The 21,133-nt window shown below is 55.3% G+C and carries 19 protein-coding genes and 1 pseudogene; 10 read left to right on the top strand and 10 right to left on the bottom strand.

The annotated features are described in order from the left end of the window. Nucleotides 1-34: 34 nt before the first annotated feature. The 5 genes from GHO32_RS18045 to GHO32_RS18025 all read right to left on the bottom strand — a co-directional run bounded on the left by GHO32_RS18045 (nt 35) and on the right by GHO32_RS18025 (nt 4,441). A complete protein-coding gene (locus GHO32_RS18045; RefSeq protein WP_153335019.1) occupies nt 35-763 on the bottom strand; it encodes an amino acid ABC transporter ATP-binding protein in 729 nt (242 codons plus the stop codon). Further along, nucleotides 760-1,446 (bottom strand): amino acid ABC transporter permease, encoded by a 687-nt coding sequence (locus GHO32_RS18040; protein WP_048372548.1) that lies wholly within the window; start codon nt 1,444-1,446, stop codon nt 760-762. The genes GHO32_RS18045 and GHO32_RS18040 overlap by 4 nt, the downstream gene beginning before the upstream one ends. Before the next feature lie 2 nt (nt 1,447-1,448). Further along, entirely contained in the window at nt 1,449-2,177 is a 729-nt protein-coding gene (locus GHO32_RS18035) for an amino acid ABC transporter permease (protein WP_048372545.1), read from the bottom strand. Nucleotides 2,178-2,288: 111 nt separating this feature from the next. Continuing rightward, nucleotides 2,289-3,185, bottom strand: coding sequence for an amino acid ABC transporter substrate-binding protein (locus GHO32_RS18030; protein ID WP_153335018.1), 897 nt, complete (start codon nt 3,183-3,185; stop codon nt 2,289-2,291). 53 nt (nt 3,186-3,238) lie between these two features. After that, a complete protein-coding gene (locus GHO32_RS18025) occupies nt 3,239-4,441 on the bottom strand; it encodes a pyridoxal phosphate-dependent aminotransferase (protein WP_153442949.1) in 1,203 nt (400 codons plus the stop codon). Between the two features lie 359 nt (nt 4,442-4,800). On the opposite strand from GHO32_RS18025, the gene kdgD reads away from it, so the two are divergent. The 3 genes and pseudogenes from kdgD (at nt 4,801) to GHO32_RS18010 (ending at nt 7,228) form a co-directional block, all read left to right on the top strand. Continuing rightward, nucleotides 4,801-5,712 carry a 5-dehydro-4-deoxyglucarate dehydratase gene (gene kdgD, locus GHO32_RS18020; protein WP_048372539.1) on the top strand — a complete coding sequence of 304 codons (912 nt, stop codon included), beginning with the start codon at nt 4,801-4,803 and terminating at the stop codon, nt 5,710-5,712. Nucleotides 5,713-5,886: 174 nt separating this feature from the next. After that, a pseudogene (locus GHO32_RS18015) lies at nt 5,887-6,252 on the top strand (magnesium chelatase domain-containing protein); the annotation flags it as partial. A 208-nt stretch (nt 6,253-6,460) separates the two neighbouring features. Next, nucleotides 6,461-7,228: a hypothetical protein gene (locus tag GHO32_RS18010; protein WP_125923581.1), complete on the top strand. Its 768-nt coding sequence runs from the start codon at nt 6,461-6,463 to the stop codon at nt 7,226-7,228. A 410-nt stretch (nt 7,229-7,638) separates the two neighbouring features. On the opposite strand, the gene GHO32_RS18005 is transcribed toward GHO32_RS18010, so the two are convergent. Both GHO32_RS18005 and GHO32_RS18000 read right to left on the bottom strand, forming a co-directional pair. Further along, the gene (locus GHO32_RS18005) at nt 7,639-7,827 is read right to left on the bottom strand and encodes a hypothetical protein (RefSeq protein ID WP_125923580.1); all 189 of its coding nucleotides are present in this window, start codon (nt 7,825-7,827) and stop codon (nt 7,639-7,641) included. Between the two features lie 465 nt (nt 7,828-8,292). After that, a complete protein-coding gene (locus tag GHO32_RS18000) occupies nt 8,293-9,225 on the bottom strand; it encodes a LysR family transcriptional regulator (protein WP_256678618.1) in 933 nt (310 codons plus the stop codon). 108 nt (nt 9,226-9,333) lie between these two features. On the opposite strand from GHO32_RS18000, the gene GHO32_RS17995 reads away from it, so the two are divergent. Beyond that, a complete protein-coding gene (locus GHO32_RS17995; protein WP_096426634.1) occupies nt 9,334-10,365 on the top strand; it encodes an aromatic ring-hydroxylating dioxygenase subunit alpha in 1,032 nt (343 codons plus the stop codon). A 185-nt stretch (nt 10,366-10,550) separates the two neighbouring features. Continuing rightward, nucleotides 10,551-11,744 carry an FAD-dependent urate hydroxylase HpxO gene (gene hpxO / locus GHO32_RS17990; protein WP_096426635.1) on the top strand — a complete coding sequence of 398 codons (1,194 nt, stop codon included), beginning with the start codon at nt 10,551-10,553 and terminating at the stop codon, nt 11,742-11,744. A 140-nt stretch (nt 11,745-11,884) separates the two neighbouring features. On the opposite strand, the gene GHO32_RS17985 is transcribed toward hpxO, so the two are convergent. The 3 genes from GHO32_RS17985 to GHO32_RS17975 form a co-directional block, all read right to left on the bottom strand. Beyond that, nucleotides 11,885-12,967: a BMP family ABC transporter substrate-binding protein gene (locus GHO32_RS17985; protein WP_096426636.1), complete on the bottom strand. Its 1,083-nt coding sequence runs from the start codon at nt 12,965-12,967 to the stop codon at nt 11,885-11,887. An 81-nt stretch (nt 12,968-13,048) separates the two neighbouring features. Further along, on the bottom strand, nt 13,049-14,047 hold the full coding sequence (locus GHO32_RS17980) for an isopenicillin N synthase family oxygenase (RefSeq protein ID WP_096426637.1): 999 nt from the start codon (nt 14,045-14,047) through the stop codon (nt 13,049-13,051). 95 nt (nt 14,048-14,142) lie between these two features. Continuing rightward, nucleotides 14,143-15,090, bottom strand: coding sequence for a LysR family transcriptional regulator (locus GHO32_RS17975; protein ID WP_096426638.1), 948 nt, complete (start codon nt 15,088-15,090; stop codon nt 14,143-14,145). Nucleotides 15,091-15,460: 370 nt separating this feature from the next. Here GHO32_RS17975 and GHO32_RS17970 point away from each other — a divergent pair, with 370 nt between their 5' ends. The 5 genes from GHO32_RS17970 (at nt 15,461) to GHO32_RS17950 (ending at nt 20,993) form a co-directional block, all read left to right on the top strand. After that, a complete protein-coding gene (locus tag GHO32_RS17970; RefSeq protein ID WP_096426639.1) occupies nt 15,461-16,546 on the top strand; it encodes a TIM barrel protein in 1,086 nt (361 codons plus the stop codon). Nucleotides 16,547-16,598: 52 nt separating this feature from the next. Then, the gene (locus GHO32_RS17965; RefSeq protein WP_096426640.1) at nt 16,599-17,447 is read left to right on the top strand and encodes an aromatic ring-hydroxylating dioxygenase subunit alpha; all 849 of its coding nucleotides are present in this window, start codon (nt 16,599-16,601) and stop codon (nt 17,445-17,447) included. A gap of 23 nt (nt 17,448-17,470) precedes the next feature. Then, complete coding sequence (locus GHO32_RS17960; RefSeq protein WP_153336851.1) at nt 17,471-19,228, top strand: Rieske 2Fe-2S domain-containing protein; 1,758 nt, start codon at nt 17,471-17,473, stop codon at nt 19,226-19,228. Nucleotides 19,229-19,238: 10 nt separating this feature from the next. Then, nucleotides 19,239-19,883 (top strand): glutathione S-transferase family protein, encoded by a 645-nt coding sequence (locus GHO32_RS17955; protein ID WP_096426641.1) that lies wholly within the window; start codon nt 19,239-19,241, stop codon nt 19,881-19,883. Nucleotides 19,884-20,003: 120 nt separating this feature from the next. Further along, nucleotides 20,004-20,993, top strand: a complete 990-nt coding sequence (locus GHO32_RS17950) for an isopenicillin N synthase family oxygenase (protein WP_096426642.1) — start codon at nt 20,004-20,006, stop codon at nt 20,991-20,993. Nucleotides 20,994-21,133: the final 140 nt, after the last annotated feature.

Below are 21,133 nucleotides of genomic sequence, written 5' to 3'. Positions count from 1 at the left end.
AAGATCGCGAGACAAGCTCGCTCCCACAGATCTATCAGTGCTGCAAGATCTTGGACAGAAAACTGCGAGCGCGGTCTGAACGTGGCGCGCTGAAAAACGCTTCAGCCTTCACGTCTTCAATAATCTCGCCACCGTCCATGAACACCACGCGATCCGCCACTTTGCGGGCGAAGCCCATTTCGTGGGTGACGCACATCATGGTCATGCCCTCGCCCGCCAGTTCCACCATGACGTCCAGGACTTCGTTGACCATCTCCGGGTCCAGCGCTGACGTTGGTTCATCGAAGAGCATGGCAATGGGGTCCATGGCCAGCGCCCGGGCAATGGCGACGCGCTGCTGCTGCCCGCCCGACAATTGAATGGGGTACTTGTGGGCGTGGCTCTTGAGCCCTACCCGTTCGAGCAGCGCCATGCCTTTTTTGGTCGCCGCGTGGCGGTCACGGCCCAACACCTTGATTTGCGCCAGGTTGAGGTTGTCGATAATGCTCAGGTGCGGGAACAGTTCGAAATGCTGGAAGACCATCCCGACCTTGGCGCGCAATGTGGGCAAATCGACGCCCTTGCCGGTCACCGGCTGGTTCTCGATGAAGATATCGCCCTCTTGCACGGGCTCCAGGCCGTTGACGCATTTGATCAGGGTGCTCTTGCCTGAGCCGGAGGGGCCGCACACCACCACCACTTCTCCGCGGGCAAGCTCAGTGGTGCAGTTCTTCAAGACCTGGAAGTTGCCGTACCATTTGCTCAGGTTGTTCATCTGGATCATGCGGTTTTCCCTACGTTTGTTTTCAGGCGTTTGCTCAGGCTGGACAGCAGGTAACAGATCACCAGATAGACCAAGGCAACGAACAGATACAGCTCGACCAGACGCCCGTCACGCTGCGCGAACTTGCTCGCGGCGCCGGTGAAGTCTGCGATGGACAGCACGTACACCAGTGAGGTGTCTTGAAACAGAATGATGGTCTGGGTCAGCAACAGCGGCGCCATGCGCCGCAAGGCTTGCGGCAGGATCACGTAGAACATCGCTTGCGCCGGGCGCAGGCCAAGGGCCGCCGCCGCTTGCTTCTGGCCGGGGCTGATGCTCTGGATGCCGCCGCGAATGATTTCGCTGTAATACGCCGCCTCGAACATGCAGAACGTCACAAAGGCCGTGACCACCGGGCCGATCTGCACGGGGCGTTCAGTGCCGAAGGTCATTTGCAGCAACAGCGGCATCAAAAAGTAGAACCAGAAAATCACCAGCACCAGCGGGATGCTGCGCATGACCGTGACGTAACCCAGGGCAAAGCCACGCAGCACGCGGTTGTGCGACAGGCGCATGATGGCCAGCAAGGTGCCCGTGATGATCCCCACCGACATGGCGACAAAGGTCAGCAGCAAGGTGAATTTAAGGCCGTTCCACAGGGCGGGCATGGCCCGGACAATAACGCTCGGATCTAAATCAAACATGACTACCTCGTCGCGCCGCGAATGGTCAGGGAACGTTCGATATGGCCCATGACGAAGGTCACCAGCAGCGAAATGACCACGTAAATGAGGGTCGCCGCGCTGAATGCCTCGAAGGTGTTGAACGAGTATTCGCTGATGTTGCGCGCTTGCGCGGTCAGCTCCATCAGGCCGATGGTCAGCGCCACCGATGAGTTCTTGAGGGTGTTCAGCGCCTCGGAAGTCAGTGGCGGGAAGACCACGCGGATCGCTTGTGGCAACAGCACTTGAAGGTACATCTGGTAGGGCCGCAGGCCTAAAGCCAGCGCCGCACCGCGCTGCCCGTGCGCCACCGATTCAATGCCGGCCTTGAACAGCTCCGAGAGCTTGGCCGAGGTAAACAGGGTCAATGCCACTACCGCACTGAAAAACGACGGGTAGGGCAAATCCTGTTTGAGGTAATCACCGGCCGAAACGGGTAATAACTCGGGCAGGACGAAGAAGCAGATGAACATCTGCACCAACAGGGGAATGTTGCGAAACACTTCGGTGTACAGGTTGCACAGCCACACCACGGGGCGCAGCGTGGTGGTGCGCAGGGTGCCGACCAAACCACCGATCAAAAACGCCAGGATGAACGCGGCCAGTGTGGTGGCCAACGTCCAGCTGGTGCCGGTGATCAGCCAATGCAGATACGACGAAGACTCTCCGGGAGCGTGCTCCCAAAAAATACTCCAGTTCCAGTTGTAATCCATGAAGCACCAACCTTTGAAAGGAGATAGAGGTCGTTGCACACTCTGCCTCCGGCCAACCAAGCGCCTCCTTGTCTTTGGCTGGCTGGAATCAGAACGCTTGAGACGGGAGTATCAGACGCCGATGTCGTTCGGGTTGGCGATGGCTTTTATCAAGGCGTCACTCATCGGCAGGTTGATTACGATGTCTTTGGGCGGGATGGGTTTGAGGAACCATTTCGGGTAAATCGTATCGATCTCGCCAGAGCTGTACAGCTGGCTCAAGACGCCGTCGGCGAAGGTTTTGAACTGCGGGTCGTTCTTGCGAATGCCGATGGCATACGGCTCGGCAGACATAGGTTCGGGCAGTAGTGTGTAGGCATTCGGGTTGCGGCTTTGCGCGATGGTGGCCATCAATTGCACATCGTCGTTGATGTAAGCGACGGCGCGGCCGGTCTCCAGCATCAAGAAGGCTTCGCCGCTGTCCTTGGCGTTGAGGATCTTCAGGCCCAGGTCTTTTTCGCGGTTGAGGTTTTTGGTGATCCACTCGCCGCTGCCGCCGGTAATCACCACCACGGCCTTGCCTTTGAGGTCAGCAACACTGGTGAGCCCGGAGGCCTTCTTCACCGCATATTTGGCGCTGGCGACATAGCTGGTGAACAGAAAGCCGATTTGTTTTTGGCGCTCAACAGTGTTGGTGGTGACGCCGCATTCCAGGTCAATGGTGCCGTTGATCAGCAAAGGCGTGCGGGTGGCTGCAACCACCGAGACGTACTGGGTCTTGAGGTTGGGTTCGCCGACTTTGACCTTGATCTGGTCCACGATTTTCTGGCACAGCTCGATGCTGTAGCCGATCGGTTGCTGGTCATCGTTCAGATAAGAAAAAGGCAAAGAGGCGTCACGGTACCCGAGGGTAACGGTGCCCGATTCCTTGATTTTTTTTAAGGTTCCGGTGAGGTCTTCAGCCTGAACAGCGGTGCACAGACAAGCACCGACAATAAGGGCAAGCAGCTTTTTCTTGTGATCGAACATGGGGATCTCCGACTATTTTTATGGCAGCTTTTGCACAGCAAAGGACGAAGGTTTTAGCGCAAGGCTGAAAGGGCTTCGTTGATACGGATAACAGCTTTTTTTATGTGGTCGCGAGAGGTCGCAAACGACAGCCGAAAGTACCCTGGCAGGCCAAAGGCCAAACCCGGTACCACAGCGACCCCAGCGTGATCGAGCAGATACGCAGACAGTTCAACATCATCGTCAATGACTTGCCCTTGAGGGCTGACGCGGCCCAGCAACTGGCTGCATTCGGGGAAGGCATAAAACGCACCGGCGGGCGCGTCGATACGCAACCCGGCGCATTCACGCAGACCTTCGACCAACAAGCGGCCACGCTCGGCGTACTCGCGGGCGCTGCTGGCGACGAAGTCTTGCGGGCCGTCCAGCGCGGCGCGGGACGCCTCTTGAGAAATGGCGCTCGCGCCTGACGTGCTTTGCGACTGGATCTTGCTGACCGCCGCGATCAGCGCTTTGGGGCCAGCGGCGTAACCGATGCGCCAGCCTGTCATGGCATACGCTTTGGCCACGCCGTTGATCAGCAGCGTGCGTTCGCGCAGTTGCGGGCACGCGGTGGCGAATGAGACGAAGGGCTGGTCAGCCAGCAACACGTGCTCGTAAATCTCGTCGGACATCACCAGCACAGTGGGGAAGTCCTCCAGCACCTTGCCCAGGGCTTGCAGCTCGGTTTCGGTGTAGATGGCGCCGCTCGGATTGGACGGTGTGTTGAGGATCAGCCAGCGCGATTTGTCGTTGAGTTGGGCGCGCAACGCCTGCGGGCTGAGCTTGAAGCCGACGTCGATGCCGCAGTGCACCACGCGTGGGGTGCCGGCATTGAGCGTGACAATATCGGAATAGGACACCCAGTATGGCGCCGGGATGATCACCTCGTCGCCGGCTTCGAGGGTGGCCATAAACGTATTGAAAATCACCTGTTTGGCGCCGTTGCCGACACTGATCTCATCGACGCTGTAGGTCAGGCCGTTTTCGCGCAGCAGTTTGCGCGAGATCGCCTGGCGCAGGGCGAGGGTGCCTTGGGGGGCGGTGTAGCGGGTATGGCCGTCACGCATGGCCTGGCAGGCCGCGTCAATGATATGCGCAGGGGTGTCGAAGTCAGGTTCGCCCAGGCTCATGTCGACAATGTCGCGGCCTTGGCTGGCTAATTCTTTGGCGCGCATGGAAATAACCATGCTGGGGGACGAAGAGATCTGTTTGACGCGCTGGCTTTCGAAACTCATGAAAATACCCGCCTGTTGTGGAGGTTCGTAGAGAGTCACTCTACGCCTACTATTGTTGTACGACATGGTATGACAACGAGATCTGTTTTCGCAATCGGCAATCTGCATTGAAATCAGGAAAAATACGAGCGTCTGCTGATTTATTTGAGGTGCGGTCTGAATGCCTTAAAAACTGAAGGGGATCCTCAAGGACGGGCAAACAACAGGACCTGTATAGGTAAGTGCGAGAGATTGAACGGGTGATAAAAGCGAGACGGCATTCGTGTTCTTGAGCGTTTCAAATTCATGTTGTACGATGACATACGACATCAGCACTGGCTGACGTCTTTCTGAAGCGTATTACTCAGGGTGTTCGAATAATGAATCCACAAGAACTGAAGTCCATCCTCTCGTCTGGCCTGCTGTCTTTTCCGCTCACCGATTTCAATGCTCAGGGTGATTTTCACCGTGAGGGCTACATCAAGCGTCTGGAATGGCTGGCCCCGTATGGCGCGTCGGCCTTGTTCGCGGCAGGCGGCACCGGTGAGTTTTTCTCCCTGGCGGCCAGCGAATACTCGCAAGTGATCAAAACCGCGGTAGACACCTGCGCCACCAGCGTACCGATTCTGGCCGGTGTCGGCGGTTCTACCCGCCAAGCCATCGAATACGCGCAAGAAGCCGAACGGCTGGGCGCCAAAGGGTTGTTGCTGCTGCCGCATTACTTGACCGAAGCCAGCCAGGACGGCGTGGCCGCCCATGTTGAGGCGGTGTGCAAGTCAGTGAACATCGGGGTGGTGGTCTACAACCGCAACGTCTGCCGTCTAACCGCGCCGCTGCTGGAGCGCCTGGCCGAGCGCTGCCCGAATCTGATCGGCTACAAGGACGGCCTGGGCGACATCGAACTGATGGTCTCGATTCGCCGTCGTCTTGGTGATCGCTTCAGCTACCTCGGTGGTTTGCCGACGGCAGAAGTCTACGCCGCAGCGTACAGAGCGTTGGGCGTGCCGGTGTATTCCTCGGCGGTGTTCAACTTCATCCCGAAAACCGCGATGGAGTTCTACCACGCCATTGCCCGCGAAGATCACGACACCGTGGGCAAACTCATCGACGATTTCTTCCTGCCGTACCTTGATATTCGCAACCGCAAAGCGGGCTACGCCGTGAGCATCGTCAAGGCCGGGGCGACCATTTCTGGGCATAGCGCAGGCCCGGTGCGCGCCCCTCTGACCGATTTGTTGCCAGAAGAATACGAAGCGCTGGCGGCGTTGATTCACAAGCAAGGCCCGCAGTAAGCGTTCAGTGCGCCTGTCGGAGCGAGCTTGTCTCGCGATCTTTTAAAAGATCAAAAGATCGCGAGGCGAGCTCGCTCCGAAAGGGGGTAACCGTCACATCCGGTATCCATTCCTCGCCACCCTTGGCCGCTGATTCGCGCAGGATGCGTGCTTTGCGAACTCAAGGAATGAGTCATGTCTCTGGCGATTGTGTATAGCCGCGCCCAAGTGGGCGTCGAGGCGCCCGTGGTGACGGTCGAAGCGCATCTGGCCAATGGTTTGCCCGCCCTGACCTTGGTCGGGCTGCCGGAAACCGCGGTTAAAGAAAGCAAAGACCGGGTCCGCAGCGCGATTATCAATTCCAGCCTGGAGTTTCCTGCGCGCCGTATCACCCTCAATCTGGCGCCCGCCGACCTGCCCAAGGACGGCGGGCGTTTTGATTTGGCCATCGCGCTGGGCATTCTGGCCGCCAGCGGGCAACTGCCCATCAAGGCGCTGGAGCAAGTGGAGTGTTTGGGTGAGTTGGCGTTGTCCGGAGCTATTCGGCCCGTGCAGGGATTAGGAGGATCGTCAACAGCAATCCACGTTAACTCACTTTAATTTCTGCACTGGCAACGTAGATCTCCTTTTGGTTGGTTGATCTATGTTGATCCCCGAGAGCTTGCTCAGCATAACCTGGACTCCTGTATGCTCAAAACCTCAAAACCTCAAAACGAGGAACCATCAGCTCACTGGATGCTGCGGATCAACTAGCCTGGAGCGGTTAGAATTGGGTAAGAAAGAAAATGTCCTGCAAGCCGCCATCACGGGGGCTTTAGAGGTTCATTGCGATCGGCCCGGGGGGCCATTGTTAGAATTGTTTCCGCCATATGCAGTACAACAGGGGGCAACCCTTCGAAAATTCTGTGCAGATCTTGTCGGCCGGCTGAATGATGCACAGGTAATCCTTTTGGAAATCAAGGAACTAGACTGCTGCTCGGGAAAATTTCCAGCTTACGATCTGGAACAACATGAAGCCAACCTACAATTCGAGCGGCTGGGTGTGCCACTTGGGTACGCCTACAACGCCATATGGCCACTTTCATACTACGCCCGACCGCGCCCAGACGATTGGCCAGCACTGACGCTCGCGGAGGTGAAGCGTAGTTTACCAAGCAAGCTCCCTAATAAAACGCCAAACGTGCTCGCACACCCGACTCTCCTAGAATGGCTTCAAGACTTGAAGGGGCAGGACGTTAGCGAGGAACTGGGGCGGATTCATGGCGCTGTCAAGGGAACTAGCCGTCTCCGAAATGGCACATTAGTGCTGTTGCATGCAGTTGAAGAAAATGTACTGACATCGCTCAGCGCAGGCCAACTTGATGAAGTCATGAAATGCTTGAACCGCGGCTCCTGGCTCTCCCCCGATTTGCAAGAAAGGCTAGAAAAAGTTCTTGGGGCTTCTACTGCCGTATTCACTGCCTTCACAAAGCCTCCCACCAAGAGATCAGCCTCTCGTAAAAGAAATGATGCCAGCGTCTCAGACGGCCCACCTTGAAGAGCACGCGCCTCGTGCGCGCTGCGAATTTGACACCGGAGACCTAACGGATGGCATAGAGCCGCATTCTTGTGGCTACTGGCGGCTTATGCGTAGGCCGGCTCGTGATCGATAGCACCCTCAGGATCGAGTCCCAGCGTCACGTATTGGCTTCAGCACGATCGATCCGTTGACCAATTCGATGCTGAAAGTATCACCAAGACGAGCATTCATCGCTGCTAGAACATCTGGCGTAAGGTTGATTATCACGTCTCTGCTGCCATCGCCTGGGTCCTGACAAATCACAATCGTTTGAAATGAATCACCCATATCGCTAGCACCATCCTCACTATATGCGCTCAGGCAAAATACAACGCTCCGTGCATGGATGTCCGCTTTGGTCAAAGCTGCCGTCCCATATCCCCGCGAATTCAGATCACACAATCGCATGAGAAATTCGGGCTGGCGCAGCCTAAGCTTTTCCGCTCAAGGGCCTGAACGCGACCAAACGCCTCAATTGCAGATTCATTAAAAAAGCTTTTATAGCCAGCCGATTGTTGAATCTTTTTTAGCTTCGCACACGCCGCCGCCTTCACTTCTTCATTTTCTTGGTTTTTCATGTCGGCATCCCGGATCTGTTCGCTTGGACTCAAGCTAGCCTTTGCTGTCAGGATGTCAACTCATTCCGGCGTCGTTGGATACCGAGCCTTCGTTCTCTGCGACGGCAGCTGACTCAGCACACAGTATCTTCATCATAATTTGGCTTGAGCGCTACGCCTCTGTTAAACGGTTCGGTACTCAGCGCGTCACCAACAATAAGATTCATGATTTCTAAGAGGTCGGAAGGAAGGTCGACCATGAGAGACCCACTGCCATCGTAAAGGTCATGGCATTTCGCAATTAGCATCACGAGATTATCCATCGACGTAGGTCCGTTTCCGGCCAGAAGCGGTCATTCGTTATAGGCAGGGCTATGAAGAGCCGTAGCCTCCAATCAACGGTGTAATTTCTGATGTGCGATATATCTTGAAAGGCCCGTCGCACCGAGCCCGCAAGCCGCAGCAACTGGTTGATGGATGAAGATATTAAGATCGCATCAGGTCAGCCATCCGTTTCTGTAAATCCGATAATGCCATCAATGCCGCACGGGACAGTTGGCGATGAGGAGCTACACAAATGGAAAGAACTGGATGACTGACGTGGATGCCGTCAAGAGGGACGAAGGCAATGGTTTGCGCTTCCACTTCGCTTGCGACATCTAACCAAGTCAGAATCCCGACACCCACTCCGGCGCGAATTAACGAACGCATCATGCGCAAATCGTTGCAAGTTACGCGCTGCCGAACATCTAGCCTCAAATGATCGTGAAGCGCATGCACGTGCTTTTGTACAACCAGGGGAGCAGCAGGGAAGATCACTGTCTCATCCTGAGTATCGCTCAGCCGTAGGGTCTTCCTACCCGCCAAGGGATGGGAAGTGGGCATGGCAACACCCATCTTGATCACTGTGCTTGCGGTCACCGACAGCTCAGCCCCTGCAACAGCATCCAGAACGAAGCCGAAGTCCACATCAGCAGAGGCAATCATTTTTGCGACATTCTGGCTGTCTGCAACCTTTATACCAAATGTGAAGCCCGGGTTCTGCTGCATGAGGGTCGAGACGGCTTCAGCTACCATTCCTTCGCTAAGCGCATCGATCAATCCAATATCAATATGACCACGGCGCAGCCCTTGCATCTCGTCAATCTGCTCACGGGTGCGAGCATATTCTTTCTGCCACTGACGGGCATTGGCCAATACTAATTCGCCTGCGGACGTAAGCCTCAAACCGCTCGGGAGCCGCTCAAATAAGGGCACTCCAAGCTCTTCCTCAACCTTAAGAATCTGCCGATCAATAGCCGAGGCTGAGACGTGCAGAACCTCCGCCGCTCGGCGGATGCTGCGGTGCTGGGTGACCTCGAGAAAGTACCTGGTGAACCGAGAGAACGGGAACATGTGTTGTGTTTTTTGCAACGCCATGATGAGAAATCGATGTTTGAGTTCATCACGCCGGGCTCTTAAAGTCCATACCGAAGCGCCTCAGAGCGCACTTTCAGACCGTTCCGGCAGCTGACGAGGCTTATGCCCATGATCAAAGACCGTACTCTTCCACTCAATTGCACCTTTGTCGAAAGTGACTGGCGCATCCTCGCTTCGCATTGGTACCCAATCACCGAGTCAATCACAGTGGGCGTCGAACCGATCAAAGCGATGCTTCTAGACGAGCCGCTGGTGGTTTATCGGATAGGCGAGGAGTTGGTCGTGGCGCGAGACGTATGCCCGCATCGTGGCGTTCCGCTGAGTATGGGGAAGAGCGACGGCCAAGGTGTAGTTTGCCCCTATCACGGCTTGCGCTTTGGTCACGCAGGCAAATGCAACAAGGTTCCGGCAAGTCCCAATGGATCTATCCCGAGTCGTATGCAGCTTTACACGTATCCTGCGGTCGAGCGTTATGGACTGATCTGGACATGCCTTGATCCGCAGAACGATCAAGCCGACATTCCGAACATGCCTCATTGGGAAGATGCGGGGTTTCAGCAGATAGTTTGCCCGGCTTTCGACGTTAAGGCATTTGCGGGGCGCCAGCTTGAGGGCTTCCTCGACGTGGCTCACTTTGGCTTCGTTCACACGGACACTTTTGGCAATCCGAACAACGTTGAGGTGCCTGCCTATCGTCCCGCAGAAACACCTCAGGGTTTTGAAGTTCGCTATCTAAGCACAGTGGCAAACTACCCGATCGGCGTGGAGGCTGACGTTCCGGCTGATTTCACTTGGCTGAGACACTTCGAGGTACACCTGCCGTTCACGGCTACCTTGACGGTGCATTTTCCGAACGACGGTCGGCTGGTCATCATGAATGCTGCTTCCCCCGTATCGGCGAAATACACGCGAATGTTTGCCCCGATCGCGCGCAATTTTGACAAGCATATTCCTGTAGAGGACGTTCATAGCTTCAACTTTCAGGTATTCGAAGAGGATCGCCTTATTGTCGAAGCTCAAAAACCGGAGCGGCTGCCACTCGATCCATCCCTAGAAGTACATATCCCGGCGGACATGAGCTCGATTGCTTACCGCAAAGGGTTGCGAAGCCAAGGACTAAGTCAGTTTTTCCTGAGCTAAGTACGCGATTGGTTTACCTAACTAATAGCCGTGGGGAGCTTGCGTGGCATGCTCCCACGTGTCGCGAGGCCCGCACCACTAGCCAGTGCTCGTGAGAGTGCTCTCCCAATTCACACACAGGCAAATGACTTAGGGCAACAAGCCCAAGCGATCTTTTTCATCTTTTCACCTTTGAGACGCTCGCAATGACTCTTTCACCTTCTCACTCAAAGCCCTTGGATATCGTCATCATCGGCGCAGGCATCGGTGGGCTAACAGCAGGTATTGCCCTGCAACGTCACGGGCATCGCGTACGGCTGTTCGATCGGGTTGCAGAGCTGACACCTGCAGGCGCAGCTATCTCCGTCTGGCCCAACGGCGTCAATGTCCTAGAAAAGCTTGGTCTCGGAGACCAGATCAAAAGTGTGAGCGGTAGCATGGACACCATGAGTTACAGCACGCATAAAGGTGTCCAGCTAACCCGCTTTGGCCTCGAGCCGCTATATAAGTCCGTCGAGCAGCGCGCTTGCCCCATCGCCCGTACAGCCTTGCAGAAAGTCCTACTAAATGCCTGCGGCGCTGATAACGTCACCCTTGGTGTGAGCTGCGAGAGTGTTGAGGCTCAGGAGAGCGGTGTGCTGGTGGCGCTTTCCGATGGCCAGCGTATCCAGGCCGACCTTGTGGTGGCCGCTGACGGCACCCACTCGCGGCTGCGCAACTATGTGGCAAGCTGCGAAGTCGCGCGTGACTACTGCGGCTATGTCAACTGGAATGGTCGCGTGGACGCTAGCAACGATCTGGCTTCCGGTACCGAGTGGACCCAGTTCGTCGGTGACCACAAACGCGTCTCGCTGATGCCTATGGGAAATGGCGAGTTCTACTTCTTCTTCGATGTACCACTTCCCGCTGGAACCCCCAATGTGCGGGAAAGCTACCGCGAAGAGCTGTACGGCCATTTCGAAGGCTGGGCCCCTCCGGTGCTAGCTCTGATCGAGCGTATGGATACTGCCATCGTCAGCCGAGTCGAAATCCACGACATAGTGCCAATCACCAGCTTCGTAAAAGGGAGTGTAGTCTTGCTAGGCGATGCGGCGCATCCCATGGCGCCGGACCTGGGCCAAGGCGGCTGTCAGGCTATGGAGGATGCCTGGGTACTCGCCAAGTGCCTAGAGCTAAGAGGCTCTGATGTCGCAGCCGCGCTCAACCTCTACAACGACGCTCGTGTCGATCGCACCGCGCAGATCATGCTTCGTGCCCGTAGCCGGTCAGAAGTGACCCACGGAGGAAGCCCGGCGCAGACACAAGCTTGGTATCAAGAGCTCGCGCAGGAAACAGGGCAACGAGTGATTGCAGGAATCGTCAAAACTACCCTAGGAGGCGGGGAAATGCTACTCGGCTGATCTAAGTGGCCGAACCTGTCTACGCAATCTGGAGCGGTCAGGATCTCCCATGAAAAGCCTCGTCGGACTATCGTTGGACGAGGCTTTTCATGGTTTCACGATGCTAACGGCTAGAAGTGCATAGCGCCAATCGCCCTAGATTAATTGGGCATATCTGAAGTGATACCTTGGACGTAAAAATTCATGCTGGCGAGATCGGCGTTGCTGGCTTTGACCCCTTGAGCAATTCGAACTTGGCCCGTCTGGTCCAGCAGTGGTCCATCGAAGGGGTGGAAGGCTCCAGTCTTGATGGATGCGATAATCGCCTGAGCTTCAGCCTTGTAGGCTGCAGGGACCAGATCGCTGACCGGCATATGCAGTGCGTCGTCAGAGAGGCCGCCCCAGTAGTCCGCTTCCTTCCAGGTGCCATCAAGTACCGACTGGGTGGTACGTATATAGAATGGCGCCCAGTCATACACAATCGACGTCAACACAGAATGCGGGCCAAACTTGGCCATGTCTGAGGCATAACCCACGGCAAACACACCTCTTCGCTCTGCTGTCTGAATCGGTGCTGGGCTCGCGGTGTGCTGGAAGATCACGTCGGCGCCTTGATCGATCAGTGCATTGGTGGCATCTGCTTCCTTGCCAGGATCGAACCATGCGTTCAACCAGATGACCTTAACCTGCGCCCCTGGGTTGTACTTGTTAAGGGCCAGTTGAACTGCGTTTATATCGCGTAGGACTTCGGGGATTGGAAACGATGCGACATAACCAATCGTCTTCGTCTTGGTCATCTTCGCGGCAAGATAGCCTGCGACGTAGCGTCCCTCATACGAAGTCGAGAGGTAGGTACCGAGATTCTTGCCGCGCTTATATCCCGTGGCATGCTCAAACGTAACCTTTGGAAATTGCTTGGCAACGCTCGCCATAGGATTCATGTACCCAAAGGACGTACCGAATATCAGGTCGTAGCCACTCTTCGCCATGTTGCGGATGACTCGTTCTGAGTCGGCTCCATCGGCAACGTTTTCCACAAACGTTGTCTGAATCTTGTTTCCCAGTGTTTGTTCGAGTAGCAACCTCGCCTGCTCATGCTGATAGGTCCAACCATGATCCCCCACGGGGCCGGTGTACACGAAACCCACTTTCAGCGGATCCGCGGCGTAGCTCGCAAAAGCCGCGGTCAAGCCCATACCAGTGACCATCCCCAGTAGCCATTTTTTAAGCGCAAGTGTTTTCATCGTCGCCAAAAGCTCCGTGCGGGGTATTGTCGGAAGGTTTGGATCGGGGCCAGCGCGGTCGCGCTGGCCGTGCACAGCGCATTACATGGCGTAGGTTTTGCGGAACATGTTTTTGTAGTGGTCCTCGACAGTGATCACCGGGTACTTAGGCGACTCTCCTGGAATCAGGCATTGCGGAATACACTCGATCTTGTGATCAACATTTCCAGAATAAAAATAGGGCACTGAGTACCGCTCATTCCCTGACAGATTGACCACCCGATGCAAGGTCGAGCGATACAGATCGTTGGTCCAACGCGAAATCAGGTCGCCTATGTTCACCACGTAGGAACCAGGCACAGGCATCGCCCAAATCCAGTCGTTACTTTCCTGATCCCAAACCTGCAAGCCCGAATTATCGTCCTGCAGTAGTAGCGTCAGGCCGCCCCAATCGGTGTGTGCTCCGCAACCTTTTTCACCAGGTGCTGCCGAAGGTGACTGGGGCGGATAATGGAGCAACCGCAAGGTCGTCATCGCGTCCTGGCAGAAGCCGGCAAAGTGCTGCTCAGGAAGACCTAGGGACAACGCGACACCTTGCATCAGCAGTTGCGCTACACCCTCGAGCTCCCATTGGTACTGCTCCATCGTTGCACGAAACTCAGGCAAGGCTTCTGGCCAGAGGTTTGGACCTTGGTTGAACTTACCGGCCAACACATCAGGGTGGTCCAGTGGCTTATCCTGCCCGATATAAAATCCCTCTTTAACGTCGGCAGGCGCCCCGGCCTCAAGCACCTGATTGCGTAGCGGCTCGTAGCCTCGATTTGCTTGAGAGAGCGACTTATCAACCTTGGCTTTTTCTTCGGGTGCCATTGCAAACAGCTTCGCTGCCTGGTCGATGACTCGCTGCTGGAGGGCCGAAGATATCTCGTGACCGGTCACATAAAAGAACCCTTTATCGCGGCAAGCCTCACCGATTTGCCGGCCAACCTTGGCGCGTACAGCGAGGTTCGATGAGCGCAGTCCGGACATATCGATGATCGGCAGCGATGCAGCCGTATCGGAGATTTCAATGGTTGTTGGTACGAGTTGAGCGTTTGCCATGGGAGCAACTCCTGCTTGAAGACTTGTAGTGTCATCGGTTGAGCCGCATACGAAAAGCATCGAATATCGCTCTAGCTGATGCCTTTTTGGCAGCGCTATCCAGAAGCCCCGTAATCAGCGGCCTCTTGGCGCTCGCGGAGCAAGATCTCGTCTGCGAGAATTCTGGCAAAGGCATCAACGGCAGTCGGGATATAACGACCTGCCCGTTTATACAACCCAAGATCGCAAAAAACCCCGCCGCCGTCCGTCAACGGCAGCATTTTTAGCAGCTTTGCCTCAATTTGCGCCTCAATACCAAATCTGGTCTGGAAAGCGATGCCACGGCCCCGGAGCACCATCTGCTTAGCAAGTTCGAGTGAGCCAGACTCAATTCGGGCTTTGCCTGGAATACTCGCTGCCTTCAGCAGGGCCGCCAATCGATGGCGAGTCGATAGCTCAGGTTTGCCCAGGATGAGATCGTAATCGGCGCAAGCACCGAAACTAACTTGAACCCTTGCACTTAATGGATGCCCTGGGGGCACTATTGCTCCGAGTCGAAAATGCCCGAGGGCTAGCTGCTGAAGTTCTTCGTGCCTGGGCAGCGCAAACGCCAAACCAAGGTCAGCGTCTCCTGTAACGATCGCGTCAGGAATACCATCGGCACGGCAGAGAGAAACCCCAATAGTCACCCTCGGATAACGCTGATGCATTATCTCCATCACCGTTGGCAAGAGGTCGACCGCCAGCGTCTCAACCGTTGCCAGTTCTACATGCCCAGCACGTAGCCCCTCCATCGCGTCAAACTCTACGCGCAGCCTTTCAACGTCATGCAAAACCACACCGATGTGACGCGCGAATAACTCGCCGGCGGGCGTCAATCGAAGTCCGGAATTGAGTCGATCGAACAGAGGTGCACCAATGTCATCTTCGAGCTTAAGTATCTGACGGTTTACCGCTGATGAGGCGACATTCAACCGCCGCGCGGCTTCGCGAATGGACTCGCAACGGCGGACCATGTCGAAGTAGGTGACCGCAATTGAGTGAAACTTTAAACGGCGAGCCATTGTTAATACCTGAAATCATTATGCGGGCTAAAAGGTCTTCAGCCTAAGCGATGCTAGGGCGAAGACTGGAGGTAGCACGCTTGCGCAAGCAGACATACGCCCTTACCGGCGCACCAATATGAATCGCAAAGAGAGATTGGCGCACCTCTTTGGCGCTAAGAACCTCGCCAAGCATCTTTGGACGCTTTCATCAAAAACCTCTCCGACCAGTCAAATAAAGGGCTAATCCTATCAATCAAGTGAATTGGCACAGGAAGTGCTTTGACATCGGCATAGCTGGTATACCAGATTGTCTGTCTGGAAAGCCATAAAATCCGATGATGACATCAAATGGCCTTTGACTCTGGCTTGCGCGATAGGGGATCAACACATGAAAAAGATGTTCAAGCTGGGATGTGCCGGCCTCGGTATTCAAGCGTCGTCCATGGAGCGGCCAGTTTCCTTGGTCGAACTACCTATCCTCGAACAGTTCAAGCTGGTAAAGGAAGCCCAAGCCTGGGACTTCATTGACCGTATCCCGAACAACCGTCAGGAGCTGGACGAGTACATCAAGGGCAGCCAACTCTACGATCTGCCGGTACTGTCGGGCAGTGGCTGCTACACCTTGGGGCTCGATGAGGCAGTCATTAGGGAAAACCTGGATCTCACCGTAGAAGTCGGCGGCAAGTACCATAACTTCATGGTTTGGGCCAAACACAAGGACGGGCACTACGTCACCAATGAGGAAGTGGTTGCCTGCTACCTCGACGCCTATGAATACGCTGCCAAATCTGGGGTCATCATCACCTTCGAAAACCACGTTGACATGTGGTCAGAAGACTACCGGCGAGTGCTGGAAGTAGCCGATCTGGTTGAGGCTCGCGGTGTGCCATTCAACATGGCCATGGATTACAGCCACTGCATCTTCAAGATTGAAAACGAGGTCGAGCACGCGGTTTCACAGATGCGCGGAGACAACGAGTCCATTGCGATGCTTGACCCGTTCAATTCCGACAGCTACGCAGATCAATGGCTTAGCCGCAACCTAGTGCACTGGGCGCAGATGCGGCCAGCGGCACCCAATGGCCCATTGAATTGGTGGGGCTTCGAGACTGGCCCCTGGGACGCGAAAGGCATTGACCGCCCAGGTCGATCTATTCAGTACCCATTCGAGCGTCCGGCCAAGGGGGAATGGCACACCGATATGTGGCATGCGCACAAGTTGGCTTGCACCAAAGAAGTGACCCGCAAAGTCATCGATGCGTATCTGCAAAGTGACGACACCTCGCTGTCACTGATGACCATCGACAACATCAATCTGAACGCCTACGGCCTAGGCTGGAAGTACAACATGTTCGCTGACAGCTGCGCCTACGCGAACTTCGTTCGTGAGCTGTATGCCGAGCGTGCGGCTGTCCATCAAGCCCGCAGTGCTGTTTCACCTACCGAATTCGTTGCCCAGTACCGGGCCCAATAACCGTGACTGGCCCGGTCACTCCGCGGTGCGCCGGGCTGCAGAAGGCATTTCCATGCACGTAGAAAACAGCTTTGTAATCGACGACTGGTATCCCGTCGGGGCACTGGCCGAGACAGTCAGCGGCCGGAAATACCACACTCGAATATTGGGTACGGCAATCTGGTACCAGCTTACTGATGACGGTGTATCTGCCGGGCTGGCCGATCAAACGGCTGAGCTAGCGTCCAAGAGTATTTATGGTCTGCTTTGGGTGTCACTGAGCGACAAACCCAGGGACGTGATTGCGATACCGGAGTACGCGGAGGAGGACCGCAGAGTAGTCAGCGCTGGCTCTATTCGAGTCGCTACTTCAGGGCTAAGGGTAATCGAGAACTTTCTCGACATGGCACATTTTCCGTTTGTCCATACAGACATTCTTGGCGCGGAGCCCCTGACCGAGGTTGCAGCTTACGATGTCGAAATAGATGAAGCAGCTGATGAAATTCTAGCGGTCAATTGCCGCTTCCCGCAGCCCAAGGGCTCTGCCGCCGCAAGCGAGCCTGTGGAGATGCAATACGTCTACCGTATAGCTCGCCCTTTCATAGCCATCCTCTACAAAACGTGTGTGATCGATGCCAACCGCTTGGATGTGCTCGGACTTTTCGTGCAGCCGGTGGATCAGGAGAGCTGCATCGCTCACACCATCATGTGCTACCTGGACGACATCAATACGGACAAACAGCTGCGCGACTTCCAGCAACGCATTTTTGGGCAGGACATCATGATCCTGATAAACCAAGTCCCCAAGGCCTTGCCCCTTAATCCAAGACATGAAACCCCCGTGCGAGCGGACGCACTCTCCAGTGCCTATCGACGCTGGCTCAATGACAGAAACGTGACGTTCGGCACCACCCGTGGGTGAGCTGTATTAGCAGGTGATGAGATATGGTTTCGTTGAATCAACAATGGCACGTGATTGCCAGCTCCGAAGATTTGCCGTTCAGGCATGTGTACCAGACACGTCTGCTTGGGCAGGAGCTTGCCGTCTGGCGTGACGACGCAGGTGAAGTGAACGTATGGGAGAATCGCTGCCCCCACCGTGGTGTGCGGTTAAGCCTAGGCGTCAATGTCGGCGACCAGCTCAAATGCCAATACCACGGCTGGAAATACGAGAGCGGCTCGGGTCAGTGCTCCTTTGTGCCGGCACATCCCAGCGCAAAACCTAGCACTGCATGCGTTCGCACGTTCCAGTGTGCGGAAGTAGACGGTGTGGTTTTTGCTCGGCTTGAGGCCGCTGGATCTGGACACAAACCGAACAACTCCGCGCCGATCGATGCGGGCGTAACGAGCAACCTACGCAGTCAGACCGTTCCCCTGAGCGCCATCGCGGCCGCTGGCTTGCTCAAAGAAGCCGCGGCGTTATTCGCCCCTGTATTGGGCGGTTCTACCGATAAGGTTCAGGTGCTGGCCACCGGCCTGATTATTGATCTGAAGTGCGCAGGCCTTTTGGACAGCCTGCGGCTGTTCGTGCAGCCGGAGTCAGATGGACGAGCAGTAATACATGCTCGACTTTACTCTAACCATCCCGTGTCCTTGGAGCGTAAGTCGACTTTCATTGAGATTCTGGGAAATTTGTTCTTGCCCGCGAGGGAGAGCACTAGCAACGTTGCTGCTCTCCCTGTCCGACTGATTGCTTCTGATGCCGCACCGCAGGCGGAAACAAGCAAGCCTACGGCGAGCCAACAGTTCTGGTGCACCGTTACGTCGCGTCGTACTGAAACCCCGGACATTGACTCTTACTGGCTTACGCCTGACGAACCGCAAGAGCTCGATCTCGAACCGGGGATGCATATCAGCGTACTCACGCCATCCCGACACCTGCGCCAGTATTCATTAGTGAATACCCCCGAGGAACGGGACGTATTGGTGATCGGAGTCAAGCACGAAGTGAACTCACGGGGCGGCTCACGCAGCATGCACGCCGACGTGCAAGTAGGTACTCGAATCCAGGTTTCACTGCCGCGAAACCAGTTCATGCTTCAGCCACCTGGCCGTACAGCATTGCTGATAGCGGGGGGCATTGGGGTCACACCGATCTTGGCGATGGCTTTACATTTGCAGCACGTTGGGCGCCCCTATAGCTTTCATTATCTGGCGCGAGGCGAGCAACATGTCTCCTTCCCAGATCGAATCGCCACCTTGGCGAGCGGCCATCCACCTTATCTAGGGTTGGATGTGCCGGGGACCCAACGCAGGATTACCGAACTGCTGGAGTCGGTTGATAGCGACAAGCACGATGTGTACGTTTGCGGCCCGCAACAGATGATCGAGTTGGTGGCTGCGGTTGCTCAGCAAGCAGGTTTTACCCCAGAGCATATTCACTTCGAATACTTTGGTCTGACGCCTTCCACAGGCTCAGTGCCCGCCACCACAACGACCGGGTACCAGGTCGCAATCAATTCCACAGGCCAAGAGTTCACCGTCGAACCTGGGCAAACACTCCTCAAGGCGTGTCTGGATCACGGCATAACAATAGATTATTCCTGCGAGCAAGGCGTCTGCGGGGTTTGTGTTACCCCCGTTATCAGTGGCGATCTAAATCATGAAGATGTCTACCTTTCCGCCAAAGAGAAGGAAGGTGGGAAATTGATCATGCCGTGCGTGTCGGGCTGTAATTCCAAGAAGCTGGTGTTGAATATTTAATCGGTGCCCCATGTTGAAACTTTACGATTTCGAGTTGTCTGGCAATTGCTTCAAAGTCCGATTAATGATGTCGATCCTCGGTCTCATATATGAGACCGAGGTCGTGGAATTTTATCCAGGGCGGGAACATAAAACTCCAGAGTTTCTGAAAATCAATCCGCTGGGGCAGTTGCCAGTTTTACAGGATGGCGAAAAAACCCTTCGAGATTCCCAAGCGATACTGGTTTACCTCGCCGCGATGTATGACTCGACACATCAATGGTATCCGGTCAATCGCCCCGACGTACTTGGAGATATCCAGATCTGGCTAGCATTCGCCGATAGTCTGACAGGGTCCATCTCAGCTGCGCGGTTGCATGAGTTATTCATGTACGAATTTGATGCCGAGAGTTGCCGCTCTCGCGCCTACGATCTGCTAGATGTGATGGATAAGCATCTTTGGATGCAACGTCAACGGGGCTTCACTTATCTATGCCCGCTGGCACATGCGACTGTTGCTGACATTGCCTGTTTTCCGTATGTAGCGATGGCCGATGAAGCGGGATTATGCCTGCAAAATTATCCATCTGTACGTTTGTGGCTGGATGCAGTCAAACGTGTTCCTGGATTTACAGTAATGTCAGGGATTTTCCCCGCAGGAGACGCACCGCACTAATCAGGATCGGCACTGGGCGAAGCGCCGAGCCGTGCATCGGCGCCCGAAAATTCGTGCCGAACCGATCAAGCTTTAATGCTGCCTTGCTACTAAAAACCTTTGGCTGAATGAGGCTTGGAAATGGTCATTTACACCCCGCCATCAGTGGCAAAGAACATTCCTGTTATCGATTTGCTCGACAGCTTTTCTCACGACATCGAAAAACGCAAGGCAGTAGCTTGGGAAATTCATAAAGCTGCTCGACAGACTGGTTTTTTTTACATAAAGAACCACGGCGTTCCGTTAGAACTGCAACAGGCGCAATTTGCGGTAGCCAAAGATTATTTCCGCACTCCGCTTGAAGATAAGATGCGAATCAACTCTAAGAAGTCGAGTTGTCTGCGTGGCTATGAGCCTCTCGCGGCACAAACCCTGGACGAGGGTTCACCACCCGATTTGAAGGAAGGGTTCCTTTTGGGGCGAGAGTTAACCGAGGCGCATCCCCATGTTCAGCGCAAGACTCCCTACCATGGGCCCAACCAATGGCCAGAAGGGAGTCCCAGATTTCGCCAGCATACCGAAGATTACATGCGGTACATGGATCTCCTCGGCCGTAGGCTGGTTCGCTTACTGGCGCTATCACTGCAACTGCCTGAAGATTTTTTCGACGAGGGTCTCAAGGAACCAATGATCATCAGTCGGATGCTTCACTACCCAAGTCAGCCGGCCGATGCTCGTGAAAATCAGCTGGGTGCCGGTGCACACACCGACTGGGGTCTAATCACTCTGCTGCTACAGGATGAAGTGGGTGGTCTGGAGGTACGTAATGCCGACGGCGAATGGCTGAAAGCCCCGTACATTGATGGTACTTTCGTGGTGAATCTGGGCGACATGGTTCCGTTGCTGACGGATGGTCTGTATCACTCCACCATGCATCGGGTCTTCAACGCGCGACAAGACGCGGCTCGTTACTCGATTCCTACTTTCTTCGACCTGGATTACTACTACGAAGTCGAAGTAGTACCGTCACTTCGCAAGCCTGACACAACCTACCCGGCACCTATCACGGTTGGGGGGCACATTGCTGCGATGTTTGACAAGACATTCGGGGTCACCAAACCCACGGTATAGTCACGCACCGCAAAAGAAAGGCCACCTTCGGGTTAATGCCAGTCAGTTAAGCTGACTGGCATTTTTATTTTCGGGTCGGATATTTTGCTGGGCGCTGCTTCACTGCTCGCGGGAACCACCGATCAGGTCGCCGATGGGGC

Origin of the sequence: Pseudomonas sp. FSL R10-2189 (assembly GCF_009600325.1) — a bacterium.
In the GTDB taxonomy this organism is placed as follows: domain Bacteria; phylum Pseudomonadota; class Gammaproteobacteria; order Pseudomonadales; family Pseudomonadaceae; genus Aquipseudomonas; species Aquipseudomonas helleri.
The sequence above is the reverse complement of the archived record's forward strand: the minus strand, read 5'-3'. Positions and strand labels throughout refer to the sequence as shown.

Excerpts from the sequence above, each read along its gene's own strand:
- GHO32_RS17955 (WP_096426641.1), top strand. The coding sequence starts at position 19,239 with ATGTTGAAACTTTACGATTTCGAGTTGTCTGGCAATTGCTTCAAAGTC.
- GHO32_RS18030 (WP_153335018.1), bottom strand. The coding sequence starts at position 3,185 with ATGTTCGATCACAAGAAAAAGCTGCTTGCCCTTATTGTCGGTGCTTGT.
- GHO32_RS18040 (WP_048372548.1), bottom strand. The coding sequence starts at position 1,446 with ATGTTTGATTTAGATCCGAGCGTTATTGTCCGGGCCATGCCCGCCCTG.
- GHO32_RS18000 (WP_256678618.1), bottom strand. The coding sequence starts at position 9,225 with ATGGCGTTGCAAAAAACACAACACATGTTCCCGTTCTCTCGGTTCACC.
- GHO32_RS17980 (WP_096426637.1), bottom strand. The coding sequence starts at position 14,047 with ATGGCAAACGCTCAACTCGTACCAACAACCATTGAAATCTCCGATACG.
- GHO32_RS18045 (WP_153335019.1), bottom strand. The coding sequence starts at position 763 with ATGATCCAGATGAACAACCTGAGCAAATGGTACGGCAACTTCCAGGTC.
- GHO32_RS18035 (WP_048372545.1), bottom strand. The coding sequence starts at position 2,177 with ATGGATTACAACTGGAACTGGAGTATTTTTTGGGAGCACGCTCCCGGA.
- GHO32_RS18025 (WP_153442949.1), bottom strand. The coding sequence starts at position 4,441 with ATGAGTTTCGAAAGCCAGCGCGTCAAACAGATCTCTTCGTCCCCCAGC.
- kdgD (WP_048372539.1), top strand. The coding sequence starts at position 4,801 with ATGAATCCACAAGAACTGAAGTCCATCCTCTCGTCTGGCCTGCTGTCT.
- GHO32_RS17985 (WP_096426636.1), bottom strand. The coding sequence starts at position 12,967 with ATGAAAACACTTGCGCTTAAAAAATGGCTACTGGGGATGGTCACTGGT.
- GHO32_RS17995 (WP_096426634.1), top strand. The coding sequence starts at position 9,334 with ATGATCAAAGACCGTACTCTTCCACTCAATTGCACCTTTGTCGAAAGT.
- GHO32_RS17960 (WP_153336851.1), top strand. The coding sequence starts at position 17,471 with ATGGTTTCGTTGAATCAACAATGGCACGTGATTGCCAGCTCCGAAGAT.
- GHO32_RS17970 (WP_096426639.1), top strand. The coding sequence starts at position 15,461 with ATGAAAAAGATGTTCAAGCTGGGATGTGCCGGCCTCGGTATTCAAGCG.
- GHO32_RS18005 (WP_125923580.1), bottom strand. The coding sequence starts at position 7,827 with ATGAAAAACCAAGAAAATGAAGAAGTGAAGGCGGCGGCGTGTGCGAAG.
- hpxO (WP_096426635.1), top strand. The coding sequence starts at position 10,551 with ATGACTCTTTCACCTTCTCACTCAAAGCCCTTGGATATCGTCATCATC.
- GHO32_RS17950 (WP_096426642.1), top strand. The coding sequence starts at position 20,004 with ATGGTCATTTACACCCCGCCATCAGTGGCAAAGAACATTCCTGTTATC.
- GHO32_RS17965 (WP_096426640.1), top strand. The coding sequence starts at position 16,599 with ATGCACGTAGAAAACAGCTTTGTAATCGACGACTGGTATCCCGTCGGG.
- GHO32_RS17975 (WP_096426638.1), bottom strand. The coding sequence starts at position 15,090 with ATGGCTCGCCGTTTAAAGTTTCACTCAATTGCGGTCACCTACTTCGAC.